Here is a 22,585-nt window from a genome sequence, read left to right as displayed (position 1 = left end):
TAAAGGGTCGTTATTCTATACGATTTTGTACTTTGTTGAGTAGCCATCATTACTAAGGATTTACTATGAACTGCGTTTCAATCGATAAAAAAGTGCCATCTTTTACTTCTCAAGCAACCAGTGAACAAACAATTACCCTATCAGAGCTACAAGGGAAAAACGTAGTTATCTATTTCTACCCAAAAGATAGTACTCCTGGCTGCACTACAGAAGGCCAAAATTTCCGCGATTTAATTAATGAATTTGAAGCAGCTAATACCCTTATATTCGGCGTTTCCCGCGATAGCTTACGTGCACATGAAAACTTCAAAGCTAAACAATCATTTCCCTTTGAATTGATTAGCGATCCCGATGAAACCTTGTGCAAATTATTTGATGTTATCAAACTCAAGAAAAACTACGGTCGTGAATATATGGGGATTGAACGTTCTACTTTTCTCATTGACAGTGAAGGCGTACTTAAACAGGAATGGCGTGGCGTAAAAGTAAAAGGGCATGTAGATGAAGTTTTAGCCGCTGCTCAAGCGCTATAGCTCCTTGGTCTATCTGTACAGAAAGCAGCACTAAGTGCTGCTTTCCTCTGAGGCCAGCATCTTCGTCTTAGGCCAAGCATTAATAATGGCTTTGAAAAGTGTTGCTAAAGGTATAGCAAAAAATAGCCCCCAAAACCCCCATAGCCCACCAAAAACAAGCACCGCCACAATGATCGCAACAGGGTGAAGGTTAACCGCTTCAGAAAACAACAAGGGCACTAACACGTTACCATCTAGCGCTTGAATAATACCGTAAGCTATCATTAGATACATAAAATCACCGCTCCACCCCCATTGGAAGAAAGCGATAAGCCCTACAGGAATCGTAACCAAGGCAGCCCCTATATAAGGAATCAAAACTGACAAGCCGACTAATATGCCCAATAATGCCGCGTAATTAATGCCTAACAAAATAAACGTCACATAAGTAACAACACCAACCACAACTATTTCTATCGCTTTACCCCTAATATAGTTTGCGATCTGATCATCCATTTCAGTCCAAACCGCTCTCATCATATCCCGTTTTTCTGGCAGAAAAGAAACCCACCACCGCGAAAGCGAAGCGCCATCTTTTAAAAAGAAAAAGACCAATATAGGCACTAAAACCAGATAGATCAAAAGCGCCATAATGGACGTTAGTGAGTTTAACGAGAAGGTCACCACCCACTGCCCCATCTGAGAGAGTTCAGACTTAGCAAGATTGATCAACTCTAACACTCGAGTTTCAGATATATACTCAGGATAACGTTCAGGTAGTAATAGAAGCACCGATTGTATCTGGGTCATAATCCTCGGTAATTCATTAAATAGATTAACAGACTGCTGCCAACCTAATGGCATCACTATAAATAACAATGCAGCAACACAACCAATAAAGGCTAAAAAAACTAAAATAACAGACAGCAGATGGGGAATTTTAAGCTGCTTAAGTCTATTGACTCCACCCTGCATCAAAAACGCCAAAATAATACTTGAAAAAACAGGTGCCAGCGCCTGTCCTAACGTTAAAATAACTAGTAACGCAGCAGCCAATAAAATGAAGAGCAGTATAGCTTCTTCATCAGAAAAATAGCGTTCGACCCATTTACTAAATATTTTCCGCATTGACCTTCTTTTTTAACCTCTTCGAATAATGTAAACGTACGGTTCCACATCAGTGAACGAATCAACCAAATCATGGTCAGACTGATCTGTAAATGCTTTAAAATCACGGATTGAGCCTGCATCCGTAGCAATTACTTTTAAAATAGTGTCAGGCTGCATTTTATTTAACGCTTGCTTAGCCTTTAATAAAGGTAAAGGGCAGTTTAACCCCGATGTATCAAGGGTCAAATAGATATCATAATCAGTCATGAACATGTCTTAAGTGTAAAGTTTTAAAAGCAACGAAGATATACGCCCTTTTCGCTAGTAAAATATCGCCTTACATAGGTAATGACGCTCCTTGAACGGTTTACTATTGTCGAAAAGGATTTAGTTCAGCACTATATACCATTATTGTTTGCATTAGCACGGGCTTTTTCGGATAGATATATGCGTAACAGATATTTAATTTTTCTGCTTTCTCTAATGATTTCATGGCTACCTTGTTCTGTATCGGCAGAGCCGCAACTACCTGATATAGGAAGCAGCGGATACAGTATCATTTCACAACAGCAGGAATACCAATTAGGTAGAGCTTGGGCACGCGTACTGCGTGGCAGTACCCGTATTTATGATGATGCTCTAGTTAGCCAATATGTCGAAGAGCTAACATGGAGTTTAGTGACTCATAGCCAATTGACTGATCGCCGTTTAGAAGTGATTGTTCTAGACAATCCGACCATTAACGCTTTTGCTGTTCCTGGTGGCATCATTGGTGTTCAAACCGGCCTACTATTAACTGCCCAAAATGAAGCACAGTTAGCCTCAGTCCTTGCCCATGAACTTGCCCATCTAAGCCAACGCCACTTTGCCTCACAGCTTGAAGAACAGCGCCGTAATCAACCCTTTTTTATCGCCTCAATCCTAGGCAGTATTCTACTTGCCGCGGCCAACACTGAAGCTGGCGTAGCGGCCATGCAAACCTCAATGGCGGCATCGACATCATCTAAACTTTCTTTCAGTCGCCAAAACGAGCGCGAAGCCGATTATATAGGCCTACAAACCTTAATCGCTGCAGGTTATGCACCATCCCAAATGGCGAACATGTTTACCCAGCTACAACAAGCTGCTCGTTTTAGCCGTACAGTGCCTGAATTCCTACTCACCCACCCGGTTACTCAATCAAGGATTGCGGATGCTCAAAATAGAGCGGCCAACTTCAAAGGTAAGGCAACAAAAGAGAATTCAATTTCATTTGATATTGCCAAAATACGTATTCAAGTTAACTACGCACAAGATATAAAGAAACTACTGGCAAAATATCAAGATCAGCTCGCCCTTCATGGCAGCGATTCGCACAGATATGCCGTTGCCTACGCAGCCTTAAAGGATAAAAAATTCGATATTGCTAAACAGCAGATGGCGCAATTTTCATCCGTATTTAAATCAAAACTAAGCAGCCAACTGCTCGATGCTGAATATTTCATTGCCCAAGAGAATTTCATACAAGCGGATAAGATTCTATCTAAACTGCACAACATTTACCCCGGCAACCACGCTATTAGTTATGTCTACGCAGACAACCTTGTCTATTTAAATAAGCCACATAAAGCAACAGAGCTATATAAAGGGTTAGTAGAAAATAACCCCAACGATAGCCGTGCTTGGTACCTACTAGCGGAATCTTATGGTTTAGAAGGTAATATTCTTGGCGTGCATGAAGCACGTATAGAGTACTTTCTACTCACTGCCAATATAGATAGAGCACTTAAACAAGTGGACTATGCGCTTAAAGAGCCAAGTCTAACCCCCAATGAGAAAGCCCGCTTAGAACAGCGAAAAGAAGATGCAAAAAAAATCCGAGAATCACTCGAATTTGATTTCTAACCATAAAAAATCCCGCTGATGCGGGATTTTTTATGTTCAAAATTCAATTAACGATTATTCAGTGCCGCTGAAAAATCTAGCATACGCTGCAAAGGCTCACGCGCATCCGTAATTAAAGCAGGATCTACATGTATCTCATCCTGCCCAGACTCAAGCGCATGTAATACACTTTCTAAGCCGTTCATCGCCATCCACGGACAGTGTGCGCAGCTTCGACAGGTAGCCCCTGCTCCACCCGTAGGCGCCTCAATAAACTCCTTGCCCGGCGCAGCCTGCCTCATCTTGTAGAAAATCGCATTATCCGTCGCAACAATAAACTGCTTATTCGGCATATTTTTCGCTGCATTAATTAATTGAGTCGTCGACCCTACCGCATCAGCAATATCGACTACCGAATCCGGTGACTCAGGATGAACTAAGACCGCCGCATCAGGATAGACCTTCTTAATATCAAGAATACCTTTCGCCTTAAACTCATCATGCACAATGCAGGCACCATCCCACATCAACATCTCGATACCCGTTTGGCGCTGTACATAAGAGCCCAAATGCTTATCAGGAGCCCAAATTATTTTTTTGCCTTGATCTGCCAGATGCTCAACCACATCGAGTGCAATACTTGAAGTTACCACCCAATCAGCACGCGCTTTAACCGCCGCAGAGGTATTCGCATATACAACTACCTCATGGTCAGGATGGGCATCACAGAAAGCGGAAAACTCATCGATTGGACAACCAATATCTAAAGAACAGGTCGCCTCAATCGTTGGCATAATGACACGTTTATTTGGCGTCAATATTTTCGCAGTTTCGCCCATAAACTTAACACCCGCAACCACCAACGTACTAGCTGAGTGCGCATTACCAAAACGTGCCATCTCTAACGAATCAGAGACACAACCACCGGTCTCATCCGCTAATTGTTGAAGCACCGCATCCGTATAATAATGAGCAACTAAACACGCATCTTTCTCTTTCAATAACGCTTTAATACGCTGTTTATAATCATCCACCTGCGCCTCACTCATATCTAGAGGCAGATGCTCTTTGGCAAAGTGCTCTTGCACAAGAATGCGGTCTGAAATGTCTTGTTTGCTCAACATGTGATGTTTGTACTCATATATCAAGGGAATAAAACGCTGCCTATCTCACCAATAACCAGCAGCGAAACCACTGAAGACTAGCGCTCAGCAGAAAAAAATAAATTATATCACAGAGATTAAAAACCTAACGACTATAAAGCGGAGATTTAATAACCGCTAAACGTGAGGTGGCCTGCTTATCAGCTGTGCGTTTTAATGTTTTGTCGAGGTTCTTACCTCTAGCCACCTGTAAAGCACAAGGATAACGCTATCGAAACCAGCATCTTTTGACACTAAACCTAAACCCTTCGCTCACGGGGTGAGCTCCTACAAAAAATTCTTTACTTCCGTTTCCCATTTCATAGTGATATTTCACTTAACGATTTAATAAATTTACTTAATACAGCCAATTATGGAGTGATTTTTACCACGCCCTTACATTTGGGAAAAGTTGAACAACCCCAAAATTTAAGACCCACATTAGCTCCTTTTTTCGATTCACGCATCACCATTTTTGAACTACATCGAGGACAAACCTGTTCGCTATTCTTCGACGCTATAACCTGCTTAACGTGTGCCACATGCTCTCGGTTCGTTTTGATACTCGGCTGGAGCCTACCCGCCTGAATAATTGAAATCACCTCTTGCACCTGATTTTGGCTAAGTCTTTCAGTATTTTTTGATTTGATATACCTAATACAGCCACTGGCATAAGTTACATTGCCAGGCATCTCGGTTTTGAAAGTACTGCTACCAATAAAAACAATAACTGAAAAAAGAGAATCAGCGGGGATATTTAAGCAAGACTCAAGGGTTTTTAGATGCTTATAGTTTTGATGTATTGGGTTTTGAAATTTATTTGAATGCTTAAATATTTTCTGAGTCCATTGCTTTTGGTTAGGTGAGCCAAAGATCCATCCTTTCATATTCTTTGTTTCAAGAATAAAAACACCGTATTTTGAAACAAGGATATGATCTATCTGTGTGGTCCCATCTTCGGTAGGTAACATAATATTTTTAAGCAGGTGGTATCTATCTTTTGGTAAAGAAGTCTTTAACAGCACATTAACCTGAAACTCACCAAACACTCCCTTAAACCATGGCGATTTTAAAACACCGATTAACACAACCAATGGCAGGAAATACCAGAACATACTGAAGATTTGATTCATGAAAAGCGTGAAGTCCATTTATTAGTCATCCCTTTGTAATCTGTACCCTCTAGATGGAAGGATACATTCCTAATTATAAAAAAACAGTCATCTATATGATTTATATAAGCTTCTAACCTAATAAAAAATGCAATACAAGCGTTCATTGTACTTCGCTTACAACAATCACTCTCCGCAAGAGGCCAAATGATAGTTTAAGGCAGCTATGCTTTTCGAGGCATGAGTTTATCAACGTCCTAATAAGGCACGTCGATCACAAAGTATGACGCCTAAAGCAGCAAGGATAACCCGCAAATATTTTAGGCATAAAAAAACCAGCACAAGGCTGGGTTCTTTAAGTGGTGAGTCGTACAGGATTACTATTCCCCTTCGGGCCATCGTCGCAAGCTCCGATGTTTTCTTATGACTTCGTCATGCGAATCGAACCTTTTTAATCTTTAAGTGAGGTGGTTCGCTCCACATAAAAAGCAAAACCTCGCTCAGGGGCTGAGCTCCAACAAATAAATTACAGGCATAAAAAAACCAGCACAAGGCTGGATTCTTTAAGTGGTGGGTCGTACAGGATTCGAACCTGTGACCAATTGGTTAAAAGCCAACTGCTCTACCAGCTGAGCTAACGACCCACTTGGAGGAGGCGTATTCTACGCACCAAAAGCGGGAAAGCAAGGCTTTTTTTACTGGTAGCGTGTTGGGTCTTTAATTCCTGCGTCCACAAAACCTTTTGTACGTAACCGACAGCTGTCACAAACACCACAGGCACGACCTTGATCATCCGCTTGATAACAAGAGATCGTCAATCCGTAATCAACATTCAGCGCTGTACCCGCTTGGATAATTTGCTCTTTAGTTAGATCGATCAACGGTGTCTCTATACGAATAGGATCACCGCTTACACCACGCTTAGTGGCAAGATTAGCCACAGTTTCAAAAGCAGCAATATACTCTGGTCGACAATCAGGATAGCCGGAGTAATCCACCGCATTGACACCGATAAAAATAGCATCCGCTTCTAACACTTCAGCCCAACCTAAAGCTAAGGACAGAAATACCGTATTACGTGCTGGCACGTATGTCACTGGAATCTCATCCGTTTCCTCTTCAGGAACATCAATACTATGATCAGTCAGCGCAGACCCGCCAAAATCTTCAAGGTGGAGGCGAATCACTTGATGCTCAACCGCTTTTAGCTGTTTAGCTATCTCTTTAGCTGCATTAAGCTCTGTCAGCGAACGCTGTCCATAATCAAAGCTCAGTACATAGCAGTCATAACCACGGTCAGAAGCGATGGCTAGCGCTGTTGCTGAGTCCAAGCCGCCAGAAAGCAGTACCACTGCTTTAGGGGAAGCAGGCGTATTCATGTATATTTCCAGATTTATTGAAGGCGTTTAAATTCTTCAGCCAAACGAACAGCGGAAGAGTCCGGATACTTAGTAATAACAAGATCTAAATATTCAGTCGATTTTGCACTATCACCTAGCTGGTCATAGACAATACCAAGTTTATAAGCAGCGTCCGGTGCTTTACGGTGATCAGCAAATCGTGTGACAACCTGCATAAAAGATTCACGCGCCAACTCAGGTTTCTGTTCAGCCAAATTCACTTCACCAAGCCAATAATAGGCATTAGCTAAGCGTTCACTTTGCGGATAATCTTTAATAAAAGCTGTGAATGCTTCAGCCGCTTTAGGAAAGTTCCGCTCTCGCACTAACCCAAAGGCTTCGCGATAGGCTTTAGCATCACTAGGTGCTGCATCAGACTGCACAAGTTCAGGCTGGGATTGCGTAACTGTTGAAGTTGCCTCAGCATTATTCAGATCAGTAGAAACGGGCGTACTTGGAGCTGAGGTTGTAGGTATAGATGATATACGTCGATCAAGATCGCGATAACGGTCCAATTGCTGACGTTCCATCTGTTTTAGACGGTAATCCTGCTGCTCTAACTGCCCTCTTAATGATCGCACCTCATCCTGCAATTGCTGGACAATAAGTACAAGCTCACTACCGCTTGATGTTTGGGGAGTATAAGTCGCCGTTTGAGATGAGCTTTGGCCACTATCGACGCCTAACTCAATCACCGGAACTTCTTCAGCAACAGCACTAGCGCTGAGAAACAGCGCCAGTGTTGATGTATAAACTGTGTATTTTGAAGTCATAAATTAACGAGATACGTACTTCAATTCCACACGACGGTTCTGGCTCCAGCTAGAATCGCTGTGACCCAAAACGGCTGGTTTCTCTTCACCGAAGCTAATAGATTCAACCTGAGAACCAGATACACCATTAACTTGTAGGAAGCGAGAAACTGCTTTAGCACGACGTTCACCTAGAGCCATGTTGTACTCACGAGTACCACGCTCATCAGCATGACCTTCAAGTATTACTTGTGCTGATGGGTTAGCTGCTAAGTAAGCCGCGTGCTTTTCTAAATCAGCAAAACCGTTTGCTTTTACAACAGACTGGTCAAAGTCAAAGTAAAATACAGTTTGAAGGTTTGCAACATCGTCCATAGAGGAACCGCTAACACCTGTGTTCTGGCTTACGCCTTGAGTAGAACCCGTATCAGTTCCTGCTGTAGAACCTGTGCTTTCTGTTGTGCCAGATGTACTACAACCTGCTACCCATGCAACGGATAGGGCTAGTGCAACTGCTTTAGTTACGTTGGAAGCTCGCATTGATCACTCCTGAAAAATTTACTGGTTTACCCAGCATTTTTAATGTTATTGATGCCGCCATGTCCAAATCAGGACATAAGTTAATGTCTATAAGAAATTATTGCAAGTAGGGACTCCATGCGGGTTCCCTAACATCACCACTCGTTGCCGGCAATATAAAGCGCACGTTACCGTCTAGGGTCACGCCACCAAGCACACCTTTCACTCCTTTTTGAGTAGCATAAAGAATAATACTACCGTTTGGCGCTATGGTGGGCGACTCATCAAGATACGTATCAGTTAGCGTATCTAAACGGCCTGTTTTCAAATCTTGAACAGCAATTCGAAACACATTGTCATCACCTCTGTGTACCATCGCGAGGAAGCGACCATCATAGGTCAAACGTCCACGTGAATTATAATTGCCTTCATAAGTCACTCGTTCCAACTGACGGGTCGGCAGATAGATCCGATAGATCTGTGGCTGACCACCTCGGTCGGAGGTAAAAATAATAGATTGACCATCAGGAGACCATGAAGGCTCCGTATCAATCCCATAATGATGAGTAATTCGGGCTAAACTACGGGACCTTAGATCCAATACATAGACTTCTGGATTACCATCTTTAGATAAGACTATCGCTAATTTATTACCATCTGGTGACCATGCCGGCGCACCATTAAGACCTCTAAATGATTGAACTTTTTCACGTTTACCTGTTGCCAAGTATTGGATATAGATAGCTGGTCGGCCACTTTCAAAAGACACATAGGCGAGTTTCGAGCCATCTCGTGCCCAAGCCGGTGACATTAAAGGCTCACTCTGCTGACGGATAGTCATCGGACGCGCACCATCAGAGTCCGCCATTTTAAGACGGTAACTCACTTTACCTTCACCATATTGTTGAGCGGTAACATAAACAATTCGTGTGGAAAACGCACCGCGAATCCCCGTCAACTTCTGATAGATCATATCCGATATATAGTGTGCTATATCACGTAAATTATCTTGTGTGCCAGATACTCGTTCGGATAACAAACGCTGTTCTTTAAGGACATCATAAAGCTCAAATTCAACTTTTATTTGATTACCTTCAGCAGGTATTTGACGGCCAATGACCAAAAACTCAGTTTTGCTAATTCGCCAATCCCTATAATAGATCTGAGTTTGCTGAGTTGGGAAACTCAACATATTTTTAGGATCCATAATTTTAAACAGGCCGGTTCGACCTAAATCAGCTGAAACAATCTTAGCAATATCTTCTTTTAATGCTGACGCCCCACCCCAAGCAAAAGGTACAACCGCAACAGGGGTTGGCTCATCAATGCCTTGGGTGATCTCAATCGCTAAATCACTCTCAGCACTAGCAACAGAGGAAAGCAGTAACGCACAACTCACAATTAATAGATGAAACACTTTCTTCACGCTTAACTCCCCTTTAAAACTTAATCCCGTAAATCTTCAGGTCTAAACCGAAGAACACGCTTCCTAAAATAACGGTCAAACACAACAGGATCTAACTCCTGTAGCTTTTCAAATACAGTAACACGATCAATCGCTCTCAGTGCATCATTATCAAACCGAGAATCACCACTTGATTTAGTCACATAACGATCATTAACACGGCCTGAGGGTAATAGATGAACAGTCACCTCAACCACCATTCCATTTCTTGCTGTTGGAGAACGTCGCCAATTACGCGTCACCTGATCAACAATATAAGCTTCATAGCTCATGGCGGCTGCGCGTTGTTCTTCTGCCGCAATCGCAGCCTCTTCCTCTTCTAAAGCCCGAATCAAGGCTTCATTTCTAGCCTGCTCTTCTGCAGCTTTACGTGCTTCTTCTGCTTTGCGTTCTGCATCTGCCTTTTTCTTAGCCGCATCAGCTTTAGCTTTTTTTGCTGCGGCTTCTTTAGCTTTCTTCGCTTTTTCTGCGGCTGCTTTCTTTAACTTAGCCTCTTTCGCTTTCTTCTGTTCTGCCTGTTTTTTAGCATCGGCTGCTTTTTTCTTAGCTAACTCTTGTTGGCGTTTTTTATCGGCTGCTTTCTTTTTAGCCGCTTTCTCTTTCGCTAACTGTTTTTTCTTCTCATCTGCTTTACGTTTTTTATCAGCATCCGCCTTACGCTGTAGGTCGGCTTTCTGTTTCGCTTTAGCCTCTGCCGCGGCTTTATTTAGCGCGTTCTTTGTTTTCATATCCACGATCGTAGCTTGAACATGCCGTGGCACTTTACGCGCCGAATCTTCATGATCAAACCAACTCTGTGCCAACAGGGCAACCACAACCCCATGCAGTAAAACAGCAAAAAAAGTGGGAAGCAGGTAACTACTTAAACGCAAAATTTGAACCTACTCTGTCACCAAGCCAACGCTAGGAGCGCCAGCTTGTTGTAGTAAAACCATCAGTTGCACAACCGTATTGTAATCAACACTGCGATCACCACGAACTAATAGCATTTTATCTGGATTGGTCGCCAAAATCTTACTGATTCGATCTTGGACTACCTCTGCGGTAACCGCCTCTTCTGGGTCACCACCAATATCGATAAAGTATTCACCATCAGCATTTACCGTCACAATAACGGGTTCATTATCCTTATCATCTACAGGTTCTGCTGCTGCTTTAGGTAACTCAACATTAACCCCTTGCGTGAGCATTGGCGCAGTAATCATAAAGATAACTAACAACACCATCATTACGTCTATATAGGGCACAACATTAATGTCTGCGTTTAATTTACGCTTTTTCTTATGCCTTCTAATCATCTGACCACACTCCCTGAAAAATTAGTGTGATGCATGCATACGACGATGCAAGATAGATGAGAATTCATCCGCAAAGGTTTCATAATTACCTAGCAAGTATTCAACTTGCGCCGAATAACGGTTATATGCAATTACAGCGGGGATAGCAGCAAAAAGACCTATCGCAGTCGCGATCAGCGCTTCTGATATACCTGGAGCAACCGATGCTAACGTTGCTTGATGAACATTAGCTAAACCACGAAAGGAGTTCATAATCCCCCACACAGTACCAAATAGTCCAACATAAGGGCTTGTGGATCCCACGGTCGCAAGGAAAGGTAGATGACGTTCTAATTTATCTTCTTCACGGGCTAAAGCAACACGCATGCTTCGCTCAACGCCGTCCATTACAGAATCTGGATCATACCCCTGCTGCTGTGTTAAGCGGGTGTACTCTTTAATACCTGCACGGAAAATATTTTCAGCACCACAATCAGAATTAGGCTGCTGATTTACCTCACGGAAAAGCTGACCTAAATCCACACCAGACCAAAACCGTTCTTCAAACTTCCTGAGGCTTTTACGTGCTTTGGAAAGCACTGATTGACGCTGAAAGATCATTATCCAAGAAAGCACTGAAGCTAACAAAAGCATTAGCATAACCAGTTGCACAACTAAACTCGCATTTGCAACCAAACTCCAGATCGACATTTTTTCGACCACAGTACTATCCTTCTTATCTATTTAAGCAGTTAAAGAGACCCCAAACCTGCTTTCTGATTACTCAAAAGCAGATAAGTTCAATCTATTTCCCAGCAGAGAAATTTAGGATCAACAATAACAGTCAGAAGAATTAATACAAGAAAAAAACCAGCCTAGAAAGGCTGGTTTAATACAAGAAAAGTGATGAAGGGTTTTGTAGAAAAAATTATGCGCTTTTTTGCAAACCTTGCTCATATAAAGACTGACAACGAATACATCGAGCGGCAGTTGGACAAGCCTTTAAACGACTCAATTCAATCTCCTCACCGCAATCGGTACATAAACCGAACTCCCCTGCATTGATCCGACTTAACGCAGATAAGCATTCTGCTATCTCTTCGTTATGCCTAGACAGGGATTCAACTTTCAACATAAAGTCTGCGGTAGCATCCGCATCTTCCCCGGAATCATGAACCTCTAGCGTTTGCACTCCAGTGCTCATCTGCGGCCCCATTTCCTCTGTCACTTCAGTTTGTAACTGCTCTAATAGGTAGAGAAGTTCCTTTTTAAAGGCCGCCACCTCTGATAACGTAAGATTAACCGTCATAACAATACCTGCACTTACTTTATTATAGTAATCGGTATATTAGACTCAGGACCTATAAAACGGGCTTGACGGAGATCAGTTTCAACACAAAAACATACTTAAAATAGGGTTTATTGATCTGAATCGGATTTGATTTATTTAAGAAAGCCAGCATCAATCATTAACCAATACAGCAATTATTAACTTTCGTCTGGTCGATCAATCCCAAAATGCTTATAAGCGTAATCAGTAACGACCCGCCCTCTAGGAGTTCGCATAATAAATCCTTGTTGGATAAGATAAGGCTCCAAAACATCCTCAATCGTATCTCGTTCTTCACTAATAGCCGCTGCTAAATTCTCAACGCCTACAGGGCCACCAGCGAATTTATCAATCATTGTCATCAACATACGTCGATCCAGATGATCAAAACCATGATGATCGACATTCAGCATATTTAGGGCCCGATCTGCCAGATCATTATTGATTCTACCGTCACCTTTAACCTCAGCGTAATCCCGCGCACGACGTAACAGGCGATTTGCTATACGTGGTGTCCCTCTAGACCTTTTTGCTACTTCCGAGGCGCCCTGCTCATCAATATAAGTACCAGAAAGATTAGCCGAACGGGAAACGATGTTGGTTAGATCTTCGACATTATAAAACTCTAAGCGCTGAACAATACCAAAGCGATCGCGCAGTGGAGATGTGAGCAAACCGGCTCGTGTTGTTGCTCCCACTAAGGTAAAAGGTGGAAGTTCTAATTTAATAGAACGAGCTGCAGGGCCTTCACCAATCATAATATCAAGCTGATAATCTTCCATCGCAGGATAAAGCACCTCCTCCACATTAGGGCTAAGGCGATGAATCTCATCAATAAACAGAACATCATTAGGTTCTAAATTGGTTAAGATTGCTGCCAAATCCCCTGCCTTTTCAAGCACTGGACCAGAAGTAGTTTTAATCTCCGACCCCATCTCATTAGCAATAATATTAGCCAGTGTAGTTTTACCTAAGCCTGGAGGACCAAAAATAAGCGTGTGATCTAAAGCTTCCTTACGCATCTTCGCAGCCTGAATAAAAATTTCCATCTGCTCACGTACAACAGGCTGCCCCACATAATCTTCAAGGGTTTTAGGGCGAATAGCGCGATCTGTCGCCTCTTCTACAGGATTACTTAACGGCGAAATAAATCGGTCAGCTTCTATCACTTACAATACTCCTACCCAACCATTGCTCGTAGAGCGTAACGAATAAGCGCTTCACTACTACTTGTAGCACCTAACACTTTTACCGCCTGCGCTACCGATTTAGTCGCTTGAACAGGCTTATAACCTAAAGCGACCAAGGCGCTTTCAGCCTCAGATCGAGAATCAGCAACAGGTTCAAAAGCGGCCATATCTGGGCCATCCGCAGCTGACAGCTGAAATTCGCTTGAGCTTTCAAGGCCCAATGCCTGAATTTTATCTTTCATCTCAACAATCAAACGTTCTGCAGTTTTTTTGCCTACACCGGGTAATTTTACTAACGATGCGGTATCACCATCATTAACACAACGTACAAATTCGGCGGTAGAAATACCCGATAAAATTGTGATTGCAAGTTTGGGCCCTACGCCATTGGCTTTAATCAGCGTTCGAAACAGTGTGCGCTCCTCCCGTTCATAAAAACCATAAAGTAACTGCGCATCTTCACGGGTCACAAAGTGAGTAAACAAAATCAGCTGCGAACCACATTCGGGTAAGCGATAGAAAGTGTTCATTGAGGCTTCAACCTCGTAACCCACTCCATTCACATCAATAACCAATTGTGGAGGGCGCTTCTCTATTAACTCACCTTTTAATCGACCTATCACTGATCCTGTCCCTTTTTCATATCTTCTAACTTATGCCCTGCGACAATAAATTCTGGCAATTTCAAGTTCGCAAAAATGGTAGCCATGCGAACAACAAATACTATCGACATGGCTATAAGTACCAATAACTGCTCTTCTACCACCTCATAAAACGCAATATAGAATATCGCACCGACAATAGAACAAGTCGCATAAAGCTCGCCGTCACGCTGAAGTATTAACGGAATTTGACCTGTGAGAATGTCACGAATCATACCTCCGGCACAACCCGTTATTACCCCCATCATAACAGCGATAATCGGTGAAAATTCTAATGCTAAGGCTTTTTCAGCACCAAGAACTGTAAAGAGCGCTAACCCCATCGCATCAAGTATTAACAATAACCTTCTTGGGTATTGCATATAGCGACACACCACAAAAGCAACAACCGCAGAAATAATCGCTACCCAAAGGTAAGTCGTATCAGCAATCCAAACAACCGGGTGAATATCCAATGTGATATCACGAATAGTTCCGCCACCAATTGAGGTCACAATAGCTAACACTACCACCCCTAAAATATCTAAACGCTTCCCTTGGGCTGCTAAAGCTCCCGCAGTGGCGAAAACCGCAACACCCAGAAGGTCGGCAATATAGATAAAATATTCGTAACTCATGATTAAACTCTTATAAGTAACAATGCTGCCTAAGCAACTAGAAAATTAACGGCGCCAACTCGCATTTCGCGACGACATACTGCCCGATGTCTTAATCAAACTGCTACGTGTATGAGAATGACAAAGCGCAATGGCCAAAGCATCAGCGGCATCCGCTTGAGGCGCGCCTGGCAACTTAAGAATTTGAGTCACCATATGCTGGATCTGTGCCTTGTCAGCTGAACCTTTGCCCACAACAGATTGCTTAACTTTACGCGCTGCGTATTCATAAACAGGAAGGTCTGCATTAGTGCCTGCCACAATAGCCACGCCACGCGCCTGACCTAGTTTTAAAGCGGAGTCAGCATTACGTGCCATAAACACCTGTTCAATGGCCATCTCTTGAGGACAATAACGCTCTATGACCTCAGAAACCCCTGTAAAAACCTGCTGTAGTCGCTCTGGCAGCTCATCACCTTTGATGCGTATACAGCCGCTAGCAACATATTCATTTTTATTGCCAACACTATTAATCACACCGTAACCTGTGATGCGCGACCCTGGATCTATTCCTAATATAAGCATCTGTTTAATACATTCTGATTCAAATTGCGGTTCAAAATCACCAACCCAAAAAAAATACTGTTTATTTATACAGCAAAGAATACAGGAGCTAGCCCATTTTAAAAACCCTGAACCCACTAATATTGAGGAATAAAAAAAGCCGAGAGTATAATCCCGGCCATTAGAAAGAGGAAAGCAAATTATTCGTCCATCGATTCTTCAGGGATAATGGCATTGTGATAAACGTTCTGAGAATCATCAAAATCCTCTAGCGCATCGATCAGCTTTAGTATTTTTCGCCCCGCATCTACATCCAACTCAACCGTTGTTGATGGAATCATCGCAATTTCCGCATGAACCGGCTGCAAGCCTGCATCTTCCAAACCTTGCTTTACATCCATGAACTCATGCCAATCGGTGAACACATCTATAGAGTTATCATCATTAGTAACCACATCTTCAGCACCAGCCTCAAGTGCGGCTTCCATAACAATCTCTTCATCCAGATCGTCCCCAAAGGTGATCTGACCTTTCTTATCAAATAGGTAAGCAACCGAACCACTTGTACCTAAGTTTCCACCAAACTTATTAAAAGCAGCGCGTACTCCAGCAACCGTACGATTAACATTATCTGTCATACACTCAACAAGAATTGCCACACCATTGGCACCATAACCTTCATAGGTTAACTCATCGTAATTATCGCCTTCTGCGCCCCCTGCTCCACGTAGAATCGCTTTATCGATGGTATCGCGCTTCATATTAGCGCCAAGGCTTTTATCAACCGCCGCACGTAAACGAGGGTTGTCATCAGGATTACCGCCGCCCTCTTTTGCAGCAACCACAAGTTCACGAATCAGCTTAGTAAAAACCTTACCACGCTTAGCGTCTTGCGCCGCCTTACGGTGTTTAATATTTGCAAATTTAGAATGACCAGCCATCACCCTCTCCCTATCTACCGTATGTTTTAAAATAATGGTCTATAAATACAAATAAACTGCCCGAAGGCAGTTTATTATTAAGACTAAAAGGCCTCTTTAAGCGCCCTATTACTATAAAACGAAAACTAAGGCGTTTTACGTAATTTAATATTTAATTCACGAAGCTGAACAGCGCTCACTTCACCTGGCGCGTTGGTCATCGGGCAAGATGCACTCTGCGTTTTAGGGAAAGCGATAACTTCACGGATAGACTCCGAACCAGTCATCAGCATAATCAAACGGTCTAAACCAAATGCTAAACCACCATGCGGAGGCGCACCAAACTTTAGGGCCGTTAGTAGGAAGCCAAATTTATCCTCAGCTTCTTCGTCAGAAATACCTAGGATTTCAAGTACTTTGGCTTGCATCTCTTGATCATGGATACGGATAGAACCGCCACCCAGCTCACAACCATTAAGCACCATGTCATACGCACGTGACAGGGCCGCTAGCGGATCAGCTTTAAGCTCTTCTGGTGAGCAGCTTGGTGCCGTAAATGGATGATGAAGCGCAGTTAAACCGCCATCACTTGTCTCTTCAAACATTGGGAAATCAACAACCCAAAGTGGCGCCCACTCGCGCTGAGACATTTCAAGATCTTCACCTACTTTAATACGTAAAGCGCCTAGTGCTTCAGAAACCACTTTTTCTTGATCAGCACCGAAGAAAACAATATCGCCATTTTCTGCGCCTAAGCGTTCCATAATCGCCATCGTTACATCATCACCTAAGAACTTGATGATAGGTGACTGAAGGCCATTCGCGCCGTTTTCAATTTCATTCACTTTGATCCACGCCAAGCCCTTAGCACCATAAATGCTAACAAACTTAGTGTAATCATCGATATTTTTACGTGTCAGCTTAGCGCCGCCTGGTACTTTAAGTGCTGCAACACGGCCTTTAGGATCTTTAGCTGGGCCGGCAAAGACTTTGAACTCAATCTCGGCCATTAAATCCGCAACATCAACCAATTCCATTGGAAAACGGAGATCTGGCTTATCAGAACCAAAACGCTGCATCGCTTCAGAATAAGGCATGCGTGGGAAATCGCCCAGGTCAATACCCTTAAGCTCAAGGAATAGTTTACGAACCATTTTTTCAGTTAGGCCCATGATTGATTCTTCATCCATAAAGGATGTTTCAATATCAATCTGGGTAAATTCAGGCTGACGGTCTGCACGCAGGTCTTCATCACGGAAACATTTAGCAATTTGATAGTAACGATCAAAACCAGAGACCATCAGCAACTGTTTAAACAGCTGTGGTGACTGCGGCAATGCAAAGAACGATCCCTCATGGATACGGCTTGGCACCAAGAAGTCTCGCGCACCTTCAGGCGTTGCACGGTTAAGAATAGGCGTTTCAATATCTAGGAAGCCGTTATCATCTAAAAAGTTACGGATCGAGTTAGATACTTTAGAACGGAAACGCAGTTTTTCCTGCATCTCTGGACGGCGTAGATCGATGTAACGATGACGCAAACGAACATCCTCACCCACCTGTTGATGTTCATCCAACTGGAAGGGAGGTGTTTCAGACTTGTTCAATAGAACCAGTTCTTTACCTAATACTTCGATCTCACCTGTCGGCATATCAGCATTAGTTGTACCTTCAGGACGCGCACGCACAGTCCCTTTAATTTCGATAACAAACTCATTACGACAGCTATCAGCAAGAGTAAAACTCTCTTCACGATCGGGGTCGAATACAACCTGCGTAATACCTTCACGGTCACGCACGTCTAGGAAGATAACGCCACCATGGTCACGGCGACGGTGCACCCAACCTGCCAGTGTAATGTCTTCACCGATATGCTCTTTTCTAAGATCGCCGCAATAATGACTGCGCATAATTTACTGTTCCTGTTAACTTAAATAGATCGGGTCTACACCCAATCGTCTATGAATTAATAACCTATCCAGTACTCTTCGCTAACCTTAGCTAGCGGAGCTGTCCGGTGTACCTGCAAGATTTTTCTTCTTACCGGTTTTAAAATCTGTTTCATACCAACCAGAGCCTGATAAACGAAAGCCCGGTGCTGATACTTTTTTAACTACATCACTGCTTGCGCATGAAACACAAACTGGCGCTGGTGCATCACTTTTAAGAACTAACTTCTCAAATTCGTGACCACAGCTATCACACTTAAAATCAAAGATTGGCATTCGAAATAAGTCCTCAAACTGCTAAGGATAAACCTATTAAAAACGGCGGATTATACCTGAATTATTTGATGGTGACAGGCCCCTACCCGCATTGATCGCAGAAAGAGCTATTTGAAGTGAATTTAACAGAATGAAAGTAACTAAACCTAAGTAGTTTTATAGGTTTTTAGATTATTGGCTTCACAGTAGAAGGTCCGCCTTATTATGATCAGAGCTTATATCTAAGCGAATACTTAAACACTTACCTTACATTAAAAGGCAGAGCCTTAACCCGTAGACGCCAGCTCCTTTAAATGCTTAATATTTTATCCACTAAGCAAACGTCTACAGGTTTAATGAAGCTCAAATGTGAGCTCACCTGCCAATAAGACTTCAAGCTTAGAGCGCACGTCATCTAGCTGTTCAGCCGTGTAAGGTTGCACAGGAAACTTACCCCAGACCGGCGCAGGCCAAGCTTTATCAGATTCGTAACGCACAATATGATGAATATGAAGCTGAGGAACCACATTACCCAAAGCGGCAATGTTCATTTTTTTAGCGGCAAACGCATCAGCAAGATTAGACGCTAAAAAAGAGGATTCTTTCATCAAAATACATTGATCTTCATCTGACAGGTGATAAGTTTCGGTGACTCCTGCACGGCGCGGAACTAAAATAAACCAAGGATAGTTCGCATCATTCAACAATAATAAACGACTAACAGGAAAGTCCCCCAATACAATACAATCAGCTGCAAGTTGGGGATGAAGTTCAAATTCAAGTTCTAGCTCATCCATTTTTATGCCCCTATATGCAATGGGGATGACGCCCCATACAATCAAAGAAAGATAGACCTATAAATTAGTTTAAAAGGTCACTAACAATCATTATCCTCAAATTAAAGCTTAGCAACTATAAAAGAAAGCGGGTACCAACAATATGCTGGAAATAAAATTCAGCCATAAGATCAGCGATATAGATAAAAACCTATGGAATCAGCTCTCTCCCACTGATAACCCTTTTCTCCGCTATGAGTTTCTTCACGCATTGGAAGAATCAGGCAGCGCCTCCGCTCAATCAGGCTGGCAGCCGATACACCTACAACTACAAGATAACGGTATAACTATCGCTATTATGCCGCTCTATCTAAAAAACCACTCTTACGGTGAATACGTGTTTGACTGGGCGTGGGCCGATGCTTACCAGCAACATGGGCTCAAATACTATCCTAAGTTGGTCTGTGCCATCCCCTTCTCCCCCGTTATGGGCCCGAGGCTATTAACACAACAAGATCCCGCTCCTTTGCTAGCCACTATTCGCGCCCAAATACCTGTACTCTGCGAGAAATTAGGCGCTAACTCGTTCCATCTCCTTTTTCCAACCGAATATGAAAAGAACCATTTAGCGCAGCCCAAATTAATGTTGCGCAAAGGCTGTCAGTATCAATGGTTTAATCAAGATTATAAAAGCTTTGAACACTTTTTAAGCTATTTCACCTCAAGAAAAAGAAAGAATGTAAAAAAAGAACGGCAGAAAGTGATCGAGCAAGGGATCAGCCATATACAGCTCAGTGGCCATGAGATAAGCCACCAGCAGATCGAGCAGTTTTATGATTTTTACCGTATGACCTACTTAAAGCGCGGACGTGAAGCTTATCTAAACAAAGATTTTTTCTTTAAGTTACAAGAAACAATGCCCGATAACCTTCTCCTTGTTATAGCCATGCAAGGGGAACGCCCCGTTGCTTCAGCCTTATCATTTAAAGATTCTGACACTTTGTATGGTCGCTACTGGGGCTGCTTTGACGAATACGACAGCCTACACTTTGAAACCTGCTACTACCAAGGCATCGATTACTGCATCCAAAACAATCTAAAACGCTTTGATTCAGGAGCCCAAGGCGAGCATAAAATTCAACGGGGTTTTCAACCTATAGCTACCTGGTCTAGTCACTACGTAAAAGAGGTAGGATTTAACCAAGCGATTAAGAACTTTATCGCGGAAGAAACGGCTATGGTGGATGAACAGATGATAGAACTCAGTAAATTTCTTCCCTTCAAAGCCAATGAGTAATTAAATAGCCAACAATTTCCATTGTTTATGTAGATATGCCACTATCGGAAAACAGTATTTAAATCGGTGTGATGAAGCTATCTATACCATCCGACCGCTAGACAATAAATGGATAAAGGAAGATCAATGAATATTAGCAAAAACCTGTTACTCGCGGTTCTTATCACACCACTAGCGACCTCTGCACTCGCTGCGCCTTCAATCAATAATATGCAGACCTGCCAAGGGGTTATAGATTTTGTTGAATATAAATTGGATTCTGCACCTGATAAATACCCACAAGAAGATCTAAATGCCGTACGTCTTGGGTTAGGTGGATATGACAACTTTATTCAACAAGAGATCGTAACACCGGGTCTACTTAAATTTAATGGTGGCGATGCAGCCAAAGCCAAAGCGATGCAAAAGCAAGTGGATGAGTATAAAGCCACCATAGTCGGCGGACTTAAAAAGCAATACAAAGACACCCGTTTTTATACCGACTTTGCGGTTGCTATCAACGATTGTGCAAAACAATCAGTACCTGCAGGCCAAGCATTAGAGAACTTAAAAGTTGCCATCAACACGTTAGTTAAACTTGCCAAAATGGGTTAATCATCACCTTCCTAGCGCGATAATTTAATAACACGCTGCTACTTGATAACTCTTTTTATCAGTAGCAGTTCCTATATCAACCTGATCACCAAGCCCTAAGCCCATTAACGCTTTACCTAATGGAGATGAGGGCGTTATTACCATCACCTCCTGCCCAAGATTGTGATCATCATATTTCACCTTTAAACCACCGGCTAAACGCCCGATAAGCAGGTATTTCACTGCCCCTATTTCACCCTCAAGCTTAACTAATGAGCCCACACCAATCTCATCGACCTCCTCATCATTGCCTGAAGATTCAAGTAACTGCTGAAACGACCTTAACTCCTCTTCACACGCCATAACCCGTCTTGATTGACCTTCGGCAAGATACGCCGCCTCCAAGCCCAATGTATCGTACTTATTTTCAGCAACGTTCTCTTTATCCGTGGCACTTTGATGTGCTCGTTCTGCAGCGGCTATAGCGTTTTGATAGTCTCGCTCTAACGCCATAACAACCTGTTTAAGTAATTTATATTTATTCAAGAGAATCTATCTACTTTTTATCAATCTGATTGGTCGGTCTTAGACGGAGTATTAAATCATTTCTGGTTACATTTCGTTAGGATTCACTCAACATTGTGCAGCATTTCCTGTTTTTACTCTTAGCTATCTGAATGCATTTATATCAGAGCAAATAAACCCTATAAAAATAAGGAAAGGCCATGTTTAACACAGACGTATGTCGCTATCACTATATCAACCTGAATGATCTACCTGAAGATATTCAGGCGATCATCACCGAAGTACAAGAGAAAACAGGGTTTATCCCTAATGTATTTTTGACCTTAGCTCGCCGCCCTGATGAGTTTCGTGCATTCTTCGATTACTACCAAGCAATCATGAATAGGGAAGCTAATTTGAGCTTAGCTGAGAAAGAGATGATTGTGGTTGCTACCAGTTCAGCAAACGGCTGTCAGTATTGTGTCGTTGCTCACGGCGCCGTGTTAAGAATTATCACGAAACAGCCTATACTCTCTGACCAAATCAGTATTAACCATAACCACAGTGCAATAACTCAGCGGCAAAAATCAATTCTCGATTTCAGTATGAAACTATGTCGTACACCGGAGCAGATTAACGAAGAAGATTATAACCATCTCTACAAACAGGGATTAGATGATGAAGATATCTGGGATATCTCCAGCGTCTGTGCGTTTTTTGGCCTATCAAACAGAATGGCGATTATAAGTGCGATGCAGCCTAATCCTGAGTTTTATACGATGGGTCGATAAACCTAAAGGTAGCGTCACCTAAAAGC

The 22,585-nt window shown here is 42.7% G+C and carries 26 protein-coding genes and 1 tRNA gene; 5 read left to right on the top strand and 22 right to left on the bottom strand.

The features are described 5' to 3' along the window. Positions 1-65: 65 nt before the first annotated feature. Positions 66-533 (top strand): peroxiredoxin, encoded by a 468-nt coding sequence (locus A3774_RS13045; protein ID WP_067868311.1) that lies wholly within the window; start codon positions 66-68, stop codon positions 531-533. A 30-nt stretch (positions 534-563) separates the two neighbouring features. On the opposite strand, the gene A3774_RS13040 is transcribed toward A3774_RS13045, so the two are convergent. Both A3774_RS13040 and A3774_RS13035 read right to left on the bottom strand, forming a co-directional pair. Continuing rightward, positions 564-1,640: an AI-2E family transporter gene (locus tag A3774_RS13040; RefSeq protein ID WP_067868308.1), complete on the bottom strand. Its 1,077-nt coding sequence runs from the start codon at positions 1,638-1,640 to the stop codon at positions 564-566. A gap of 12 nt (positions 1,641-1,652) precedes the next feature. Next, a complete protein-coding gene (locus A3774_RS13035) occupies positions 1,653-1,889 on the bottom strand; it encodes a sulfurtransferase TusA family protein (RefSeq protein ID WP_067868305.1) in 237 nt (78 codons plus the stop codon). Between the two features lie 180 nt (positions 1,890-2,069). Between A3774_RS13035 and A3774_RS13030 the strand changes: the two genes are divergently transcribed. Continuing rightward, on the top strand, positions 2,070-3,506 hold the full coding sequence (locus A3774_RS13030) for a M48 family metalloprotease (protein ID WP_075107974.1): 1,437 nt from the start codon (positions 2,070-2,072) through the stop codon (positions 3,504-3,506). 47 nt (positions 3,507-3,553) lie between these two features. Here the strand turns inward: A3774_RS13030 and nadA are convergent, their stop codons facing one another. The 19 genes from nadA to A3774_RS12935 all read right to left on the bottom strand — a co-directional run bounded on the left by nadA (position 3,554) and on the right by A3774_RS12935 (position 19,415). Next, positions 3,554-4,609: a quinolinate synthase NadA gene (nadA, locus tag A3774_RS13025; protein ID WP_067868299.1), complete on the bottom strand. Its 1,056-nt coding sequence runs from the start codon at positions 4,607-4,609 to the stop codon at positions 3,554-3,556. Between the two features lie 389 nt (positions 4,610-4,998). Continuing rightward, entirely contained in the window at positions 4,999-5,778 is a 780-nt protein-coding gene (locus A3774_RS13020) for a nuclease-related domain-containing protein (protein ID WP_067868295.1), read from the bottom strand. Positions 5,779-6,307: 529 nt separating this feature from the next. Beyond that, positions 6,308-6,383: transfer RNA gene (locus tag A3774_RS13015), tRNA-Lys, on the bottom strand. A gap of 51 nt (positions 6,384-6,434) precedes the next feature. Next, on the bottom strand, positions 6,435-7,118 hold the full coding sequence (gene queC / locus A3774_RS13010; RefSeq protein WP_067868291.1) for a 7-cyano-7-deazaguanine synthase QueC: 684 nt from the start codon (positions 7,116-7,118) through the stop codon (positions 6,435-6,437). Between the two features lie 14 nt (positions 7,119-7,132). Continuing rightward, the gene (gene ybgF / locus A3774_RS13005) at positions 7,133-7,912 is read right to left on the bottom strand and encodes a tol-pal system protein YbgF (protein ID WP_067868287.1); all 780 of its coding nucleotides are present in this window, start codon (positions 7,910-7,912) and stop codon (positions 7,133-7,135) included. A 3-nt stretch (positions 7,913-7,915) separates the two neighbouring features. After that, positions 7,916-8,431 carry a peptidoglycan-associated lipoprotein Pal gene (pal, locus tag A3774_RS13000; RefSeq protein WP_067868284.1) on the bottom strand — a complete coding sequence of 172 codons (516 nt, stop codon included), beginning with the start codon at positions 8,429-8,431 and terminating at the stop codon, positions 7,916-7,918. 97 nt (positions 8,432-8,528) lie between these two features. Next, positions 8,529-9,827, bottom strand: coding sequence for a Tol-Pal system beta propeller repeat protein TolB (tolB, locus tag A3774_RS12995; protein ID WP_231867987.1), 1,299 nt, complete (start codon positions 9,825-9,827; stop codon positions 8,529-8,531). Positions 9,828-9,856: 29 nt separating this feature from the next. Then, the gene (gene tolA, locus A3774_RS12990; RefSeq protein WP_067868278.1) at positions 9,857-10,747 is read right to left on the bottom strand and encodes a cell envelope integrity protein TolA; all 891 of its coding nucleotides are present in this window, start codon (positions 10,745-10,747) and stop codon (positions 9,857-9,859) included. Positions 10,748-10,756: 9 nt separating this feature from the next. Beyond that, positions 10,757-11,173, bottom strand: a complete 417-nt coding sequence (tolR, locus tag A3774_RS12985) for a protein TolR (protein ID WP_067868274.1) — start codon at positions 11,171-11,173, stop codon at positions 10,757-10,759. Between the two features lie 21 nt (positions 11,174-11,194). Next, positions 11,195-11,875: a protein TolQ gene (gene tolQ, locus A3774_RS12980; RefSeq protein ID WP_231867985.1), complete on the bottom strand. Its 681-nt coding sequence runs from the start codon at positions 11,873-11,875 to the stop codon at positions 11,195-11,197. Positions 11,876-12,080: 205 nt separating this feature from the next. Then, positions 12,081-12,461 (bottom strand): TraR/DksA family transcriptional regulator, encoded by a 381-nt coding sequence (locus A3774_RS12975; RefSeq protein WP_067868269.1) that lies wholly within the window; start codon positions 12,459-12,461, stop codon positions 12,081-12,083. A gap of 179 nt (positions 12,462-12,640) precedes the next feature. Beyond that, positions 12,641-13,651 (bottom strand): Holliday junction branch migration DNA helicase RuvB, encoded by a 1,011-nt coding sequence (gene ruvB, locus A3774_RS12970; RefSeq protein ID WP_067868266.1) that lies wholly within the window; start codon positions 13,649-13,651, stop codon positions 12,641-12,643. An 11-nt stretch (positions 13,652-13,662) separates the two neighbouring features. Continuing rightward, entirely contained in the window at positions 13,663-14,295 is a 633-nt protein-coding gene (gene ruvA / locus A3774_RS12965; RefSeq protein ID WP_067868263.1) for a Holliday junction branch migration protein RuvA, read from the bottom strand. Further along, complete coding sequence (locus tag A3774_RS12960) at positions 14,292-14,951, bottom strand: trimeric intracellular cation channel family protein (RefSeq protein WP_067868260.1); 660 nt, start codon at positions 14,949-14,951, stop codon at positions 14,292-14,294. The genes ruvA and A3774_RS12960 overlap by 4 nt, the downstream gene beginning before the upstream one ends. 45 nt (positions 14,952-14,996) lie before the next feature. Next, positions 14,997-15,515 carry a crossover junction endodeoxyribonuclease RuvC gene (ruvC, locus tag A3774_RS12955; RefSeq protein WP_067868352.1) on the bottom strand — a complete coding sequence of 173 codons (519 nt, stop codon included), beginning with the start codon at positions 15,513-15,515 and terminating at the stop codon, positions 14,997-14,999. 179 nt (positions 15,516-15,694) lie between these two features. Continuing rightward, positions 15,695-16,435, bottom strand: a complete 741-nt coding sequence (locus tag A3774_RS12950) for a YebC/PmpR family DNA-binding transcriptional regulator (RefSeq protein WP_067868257.1) — start codon at positions 16,433-16,435, stop codon at positions 15,695-15,697. 125 nt (positions 16,436-16,560) lie between these two features. Then, positions 16,561-18,324: an aspartate--tRNA ligase gene (gene aspS / locus A3774_RS12945; RefSeq protein ID WP_067868254.1), complete on the bottom strand. Its 1,764-nt coding sequence runs from the start codon at positions 18,322-18,324 to the stop codon at positions 16,561-16,563. A gap of 87 nt (positions 18,325-18,411) precedes the next feature. After that, a complete protein-coding gene (locus A3774_RS12940) occupies positions 18,412-18,639 on the bottom strand; it encodes an FmdB family zinc ribbon protein (protein ID WP_067868251.1) in 228 nt (75 codons plus the stop codon). A gap of 332 nt (positions 18,640-18,971) precedes the next feature. Next, positions 18,972-19,415, bottom strand: coding sequence for an HIT domain-containing protein (locus A3774_RS12935; protein ID WP_067868249.1), 444 nt, complete (start codon positions 19,413-19,415; stop codon positions 18,972-18,974). Positions 19,416-19,557: 142 nt separating this feature from the next. Here A3774_RS12935 and A3774_RS12930 point away from each other — a divergent pair, with 142 nt between their 5' ends. Together A3774_RS12930 and A3774_RS12925 are read left to right on the top strand one after the other, a co-directional pair. Further along, positions 19,558-20,691 carry a GNAT family N-acetyltransferase gene (locus tag A3774_RS12930; RefSeq protein WP_067868246.1) on the top strand — a complete coding sequence of 378 codons (1,134 nt, stop codon included), beginning with the start codon at positions 19,558-19,560 and terminating at the stop codon, positions 20,689-20,691. 126 nt (positions 20,692-20,817) lie between these two features. Beyond that, positions 20,818-21,285 carry a hypothetical protein gene (locus tag A3774_RS12925; protein ID WP_067868244.1) on the top strand — a complete coding sequence of 156 codons (468 nt, stop codon included), beginning with the start codon at positions 20,818-20,820 and terminating at the stop codon, positions 21,283-21,285. A 24-nt stretch (positions 21,286-21,309) separates the two neighbouring features. On the opposite strand, the gene A3774_RS12920 is transcribed toward A3774_RS12925, so the two are convergent. Beyond that, positions 21,310-21,810: a GreA/GreB family elongation factor gene (locus A3774_RS12920; protein WP_075107972.1), complete on the bottom strand. Its 501-nt coding sequence runs from the start codon at positions 21,808-21,810 to the stop codon at positions 21,310-21,312. Between the two features lie 179 nt (positions 21,811-21,989). Here A3774_RS12920 and A3774_RS12915 point away from each other — a divergent pair, with 179 nt between their 5' ends. Continuing rightward, positions 21,990-22,559, top strand: a complete 570-nt coding sequence (locus A3774_RS12915; RefSeq protein ID WP_067868238.1) for a peroxidase-related enzyme — start codon at positions 21,990-21,992, stop codon at positions 22,557-22,559. Positions 22,560-22,585 lie beyond the last annotated feature (26 nt).

The sequence above is a fragment of the Neptuniibacter marinus genome (assembly GCF_001597725.1).
Classification (GTDB): domain Bacteria; phylum Pseudomonadota; class Gammaproteobacteria; order Pseudomonadales; family Balneatricaceae; genus Neptuniibacter; species Neptuniibacter marinus.
Note: the sequence above shows the minus strand (reverse complement) of the source record. Positions and strands in the feature narration are given on the sequence as shown.

Excerpts from the sequence above, each read along its gene's own strand:
- ruvC (WP_067868352.1), bottom strand. The coding sequence starts at position 15,515 with ATGCTTATATTAGGAATAGATCCAGGGTCGCGCATCACAGGTTACGGT.
- tolR (WP_067868274.1), bottom strand. The coding sequence starts at position 11,173 with ATGATTAGAAGGCATAAGAAAAAGCGTAAATTAAACGCAGACATTAAT.
- A3774_RS13020 (WP_067868295.1), bottom strand. The coding sequence starts at position 5,778 with ATGGACTTCACGCTTTTCATGAATCAAATCTTCAGTATGTTCTGGTAT.
- A3774_RS12935 (WP_067868249.1), bottom strand. The coding sequence starts at position 19,415 with ATGGATGAGCTAGAACTTGAATTTGAACTTCATCCCCAACTTGCAGCT.
- aspS (WP_067868254.1), bottom strand. The coding sequence starts at position 18,324 with ATGCGCAGTCATTATTGCGGCGATCTTAGAAAAGAGCATATCGGTGAA.
- A3774_RS12940 (WP_067868251.1), bottom strand. The coding sequence starts at position 18,639 with ATGCCAATCTTTGATTTTAAGTGTGATAGCTGTGGTCACGAATTTGAG.
- A3774_RS13045 (WP_067868311.1), top strand. The coding sequence starts at position 66 with ATGAACTGCGTTTCAATCGATAAAAAAGTGCCATCTTTTACTTCTCAA.
- A3774_RS12975 (WP_067868269.1), bottom strand. The coding sequence starts at position 12,461 with ATGACGGTTAATCTTACGTTATCAGAGGTGGCGGCCTTTAAAAAGGAA.
- nadA (WP_067868299.1), bottom strand. The coding sequence starts at position 4,609 with ATGTTGAGCAAACAAGACATTTCAGACCGCATTCTTGTGCAAGAGCAC.
- A3774_RS12925 (WP_067868244.1), top strand. The coding sequence starts at position 20,818 with ATGAATATTAGCAAAAACCTGTTACTCGCGGTTCTTATCACACCACTA.
- A3774_RS13035 (WP_067868305.1), bottom strand. The coding sequence starts at position 1,889 with ATGACTGATTATGATATCTATTTGACCCTTGATACATCGGGGTTAAAC.
- queC (WP_067868291.1), bottom strand. The coding sequence starts at position 7,118 with ATGAATACGCCTGCTTCCCCTAAAGCAGTGGTACTGCTTTCTGGCGGC.
- ybgF (WP_067868287.1), bottom strand. The coding sequence starts at position 7,912 with ATGACTTCAAAATACACAGTTTATACATCAACACTGGCGCTGTTTCTC.
- A3774_RS12960 (WP_067868260.1), bottom strand. The coding sequence starts at position 14,951 with ATGAGTTACGAATATTTTATCTATATTGCCGACCTTCTGGGTGTTGCG.
- A3774_RS13040 (WP_067868308.1), bottom strand. The coding sequence starts at position 1,640 with ATGCGGAAAATATTTAGTAAATGGGTCGAACGCTATTTTTCTGATGAA.
- A3774_RS12950 (WP_067868257.1), bottom strand. The coding sequence starts at position 16,435 with ATGGCTGGTCATTCTAAATTTGCAAATATTAAACACCGTAAGGCGGCG.
- A3774_RS12915 (WP_067868238.1), top strand. The coding sequence starts at position 21,990 with ATGTTTAACACAGACGTATGTCGCTATCACTATATCAACCTGAATGAT.
- pal (WP_067868284.1), bottom strand. The coding sequence starts at position 8,431 with ATGCGAGCTTCCAACGTAACTAAAGCAGTTGCACTAGCCCTATCCGTT.
- A3774_RS12930 (WP_067868246.1), top strand. The coding sequence starts at position 19,558 with ATGCTGGAAATAAAATTCAGCCATAAGATCAGCGATATAGATAAAAAC.
- A3774_RS13030 (WP_075107974.1), top strand. The coding sequence starts at position 2,070 with ATGCGTAACAGATATTTAATTTTTCTGCTTTCTCTAATGATTTCATGG.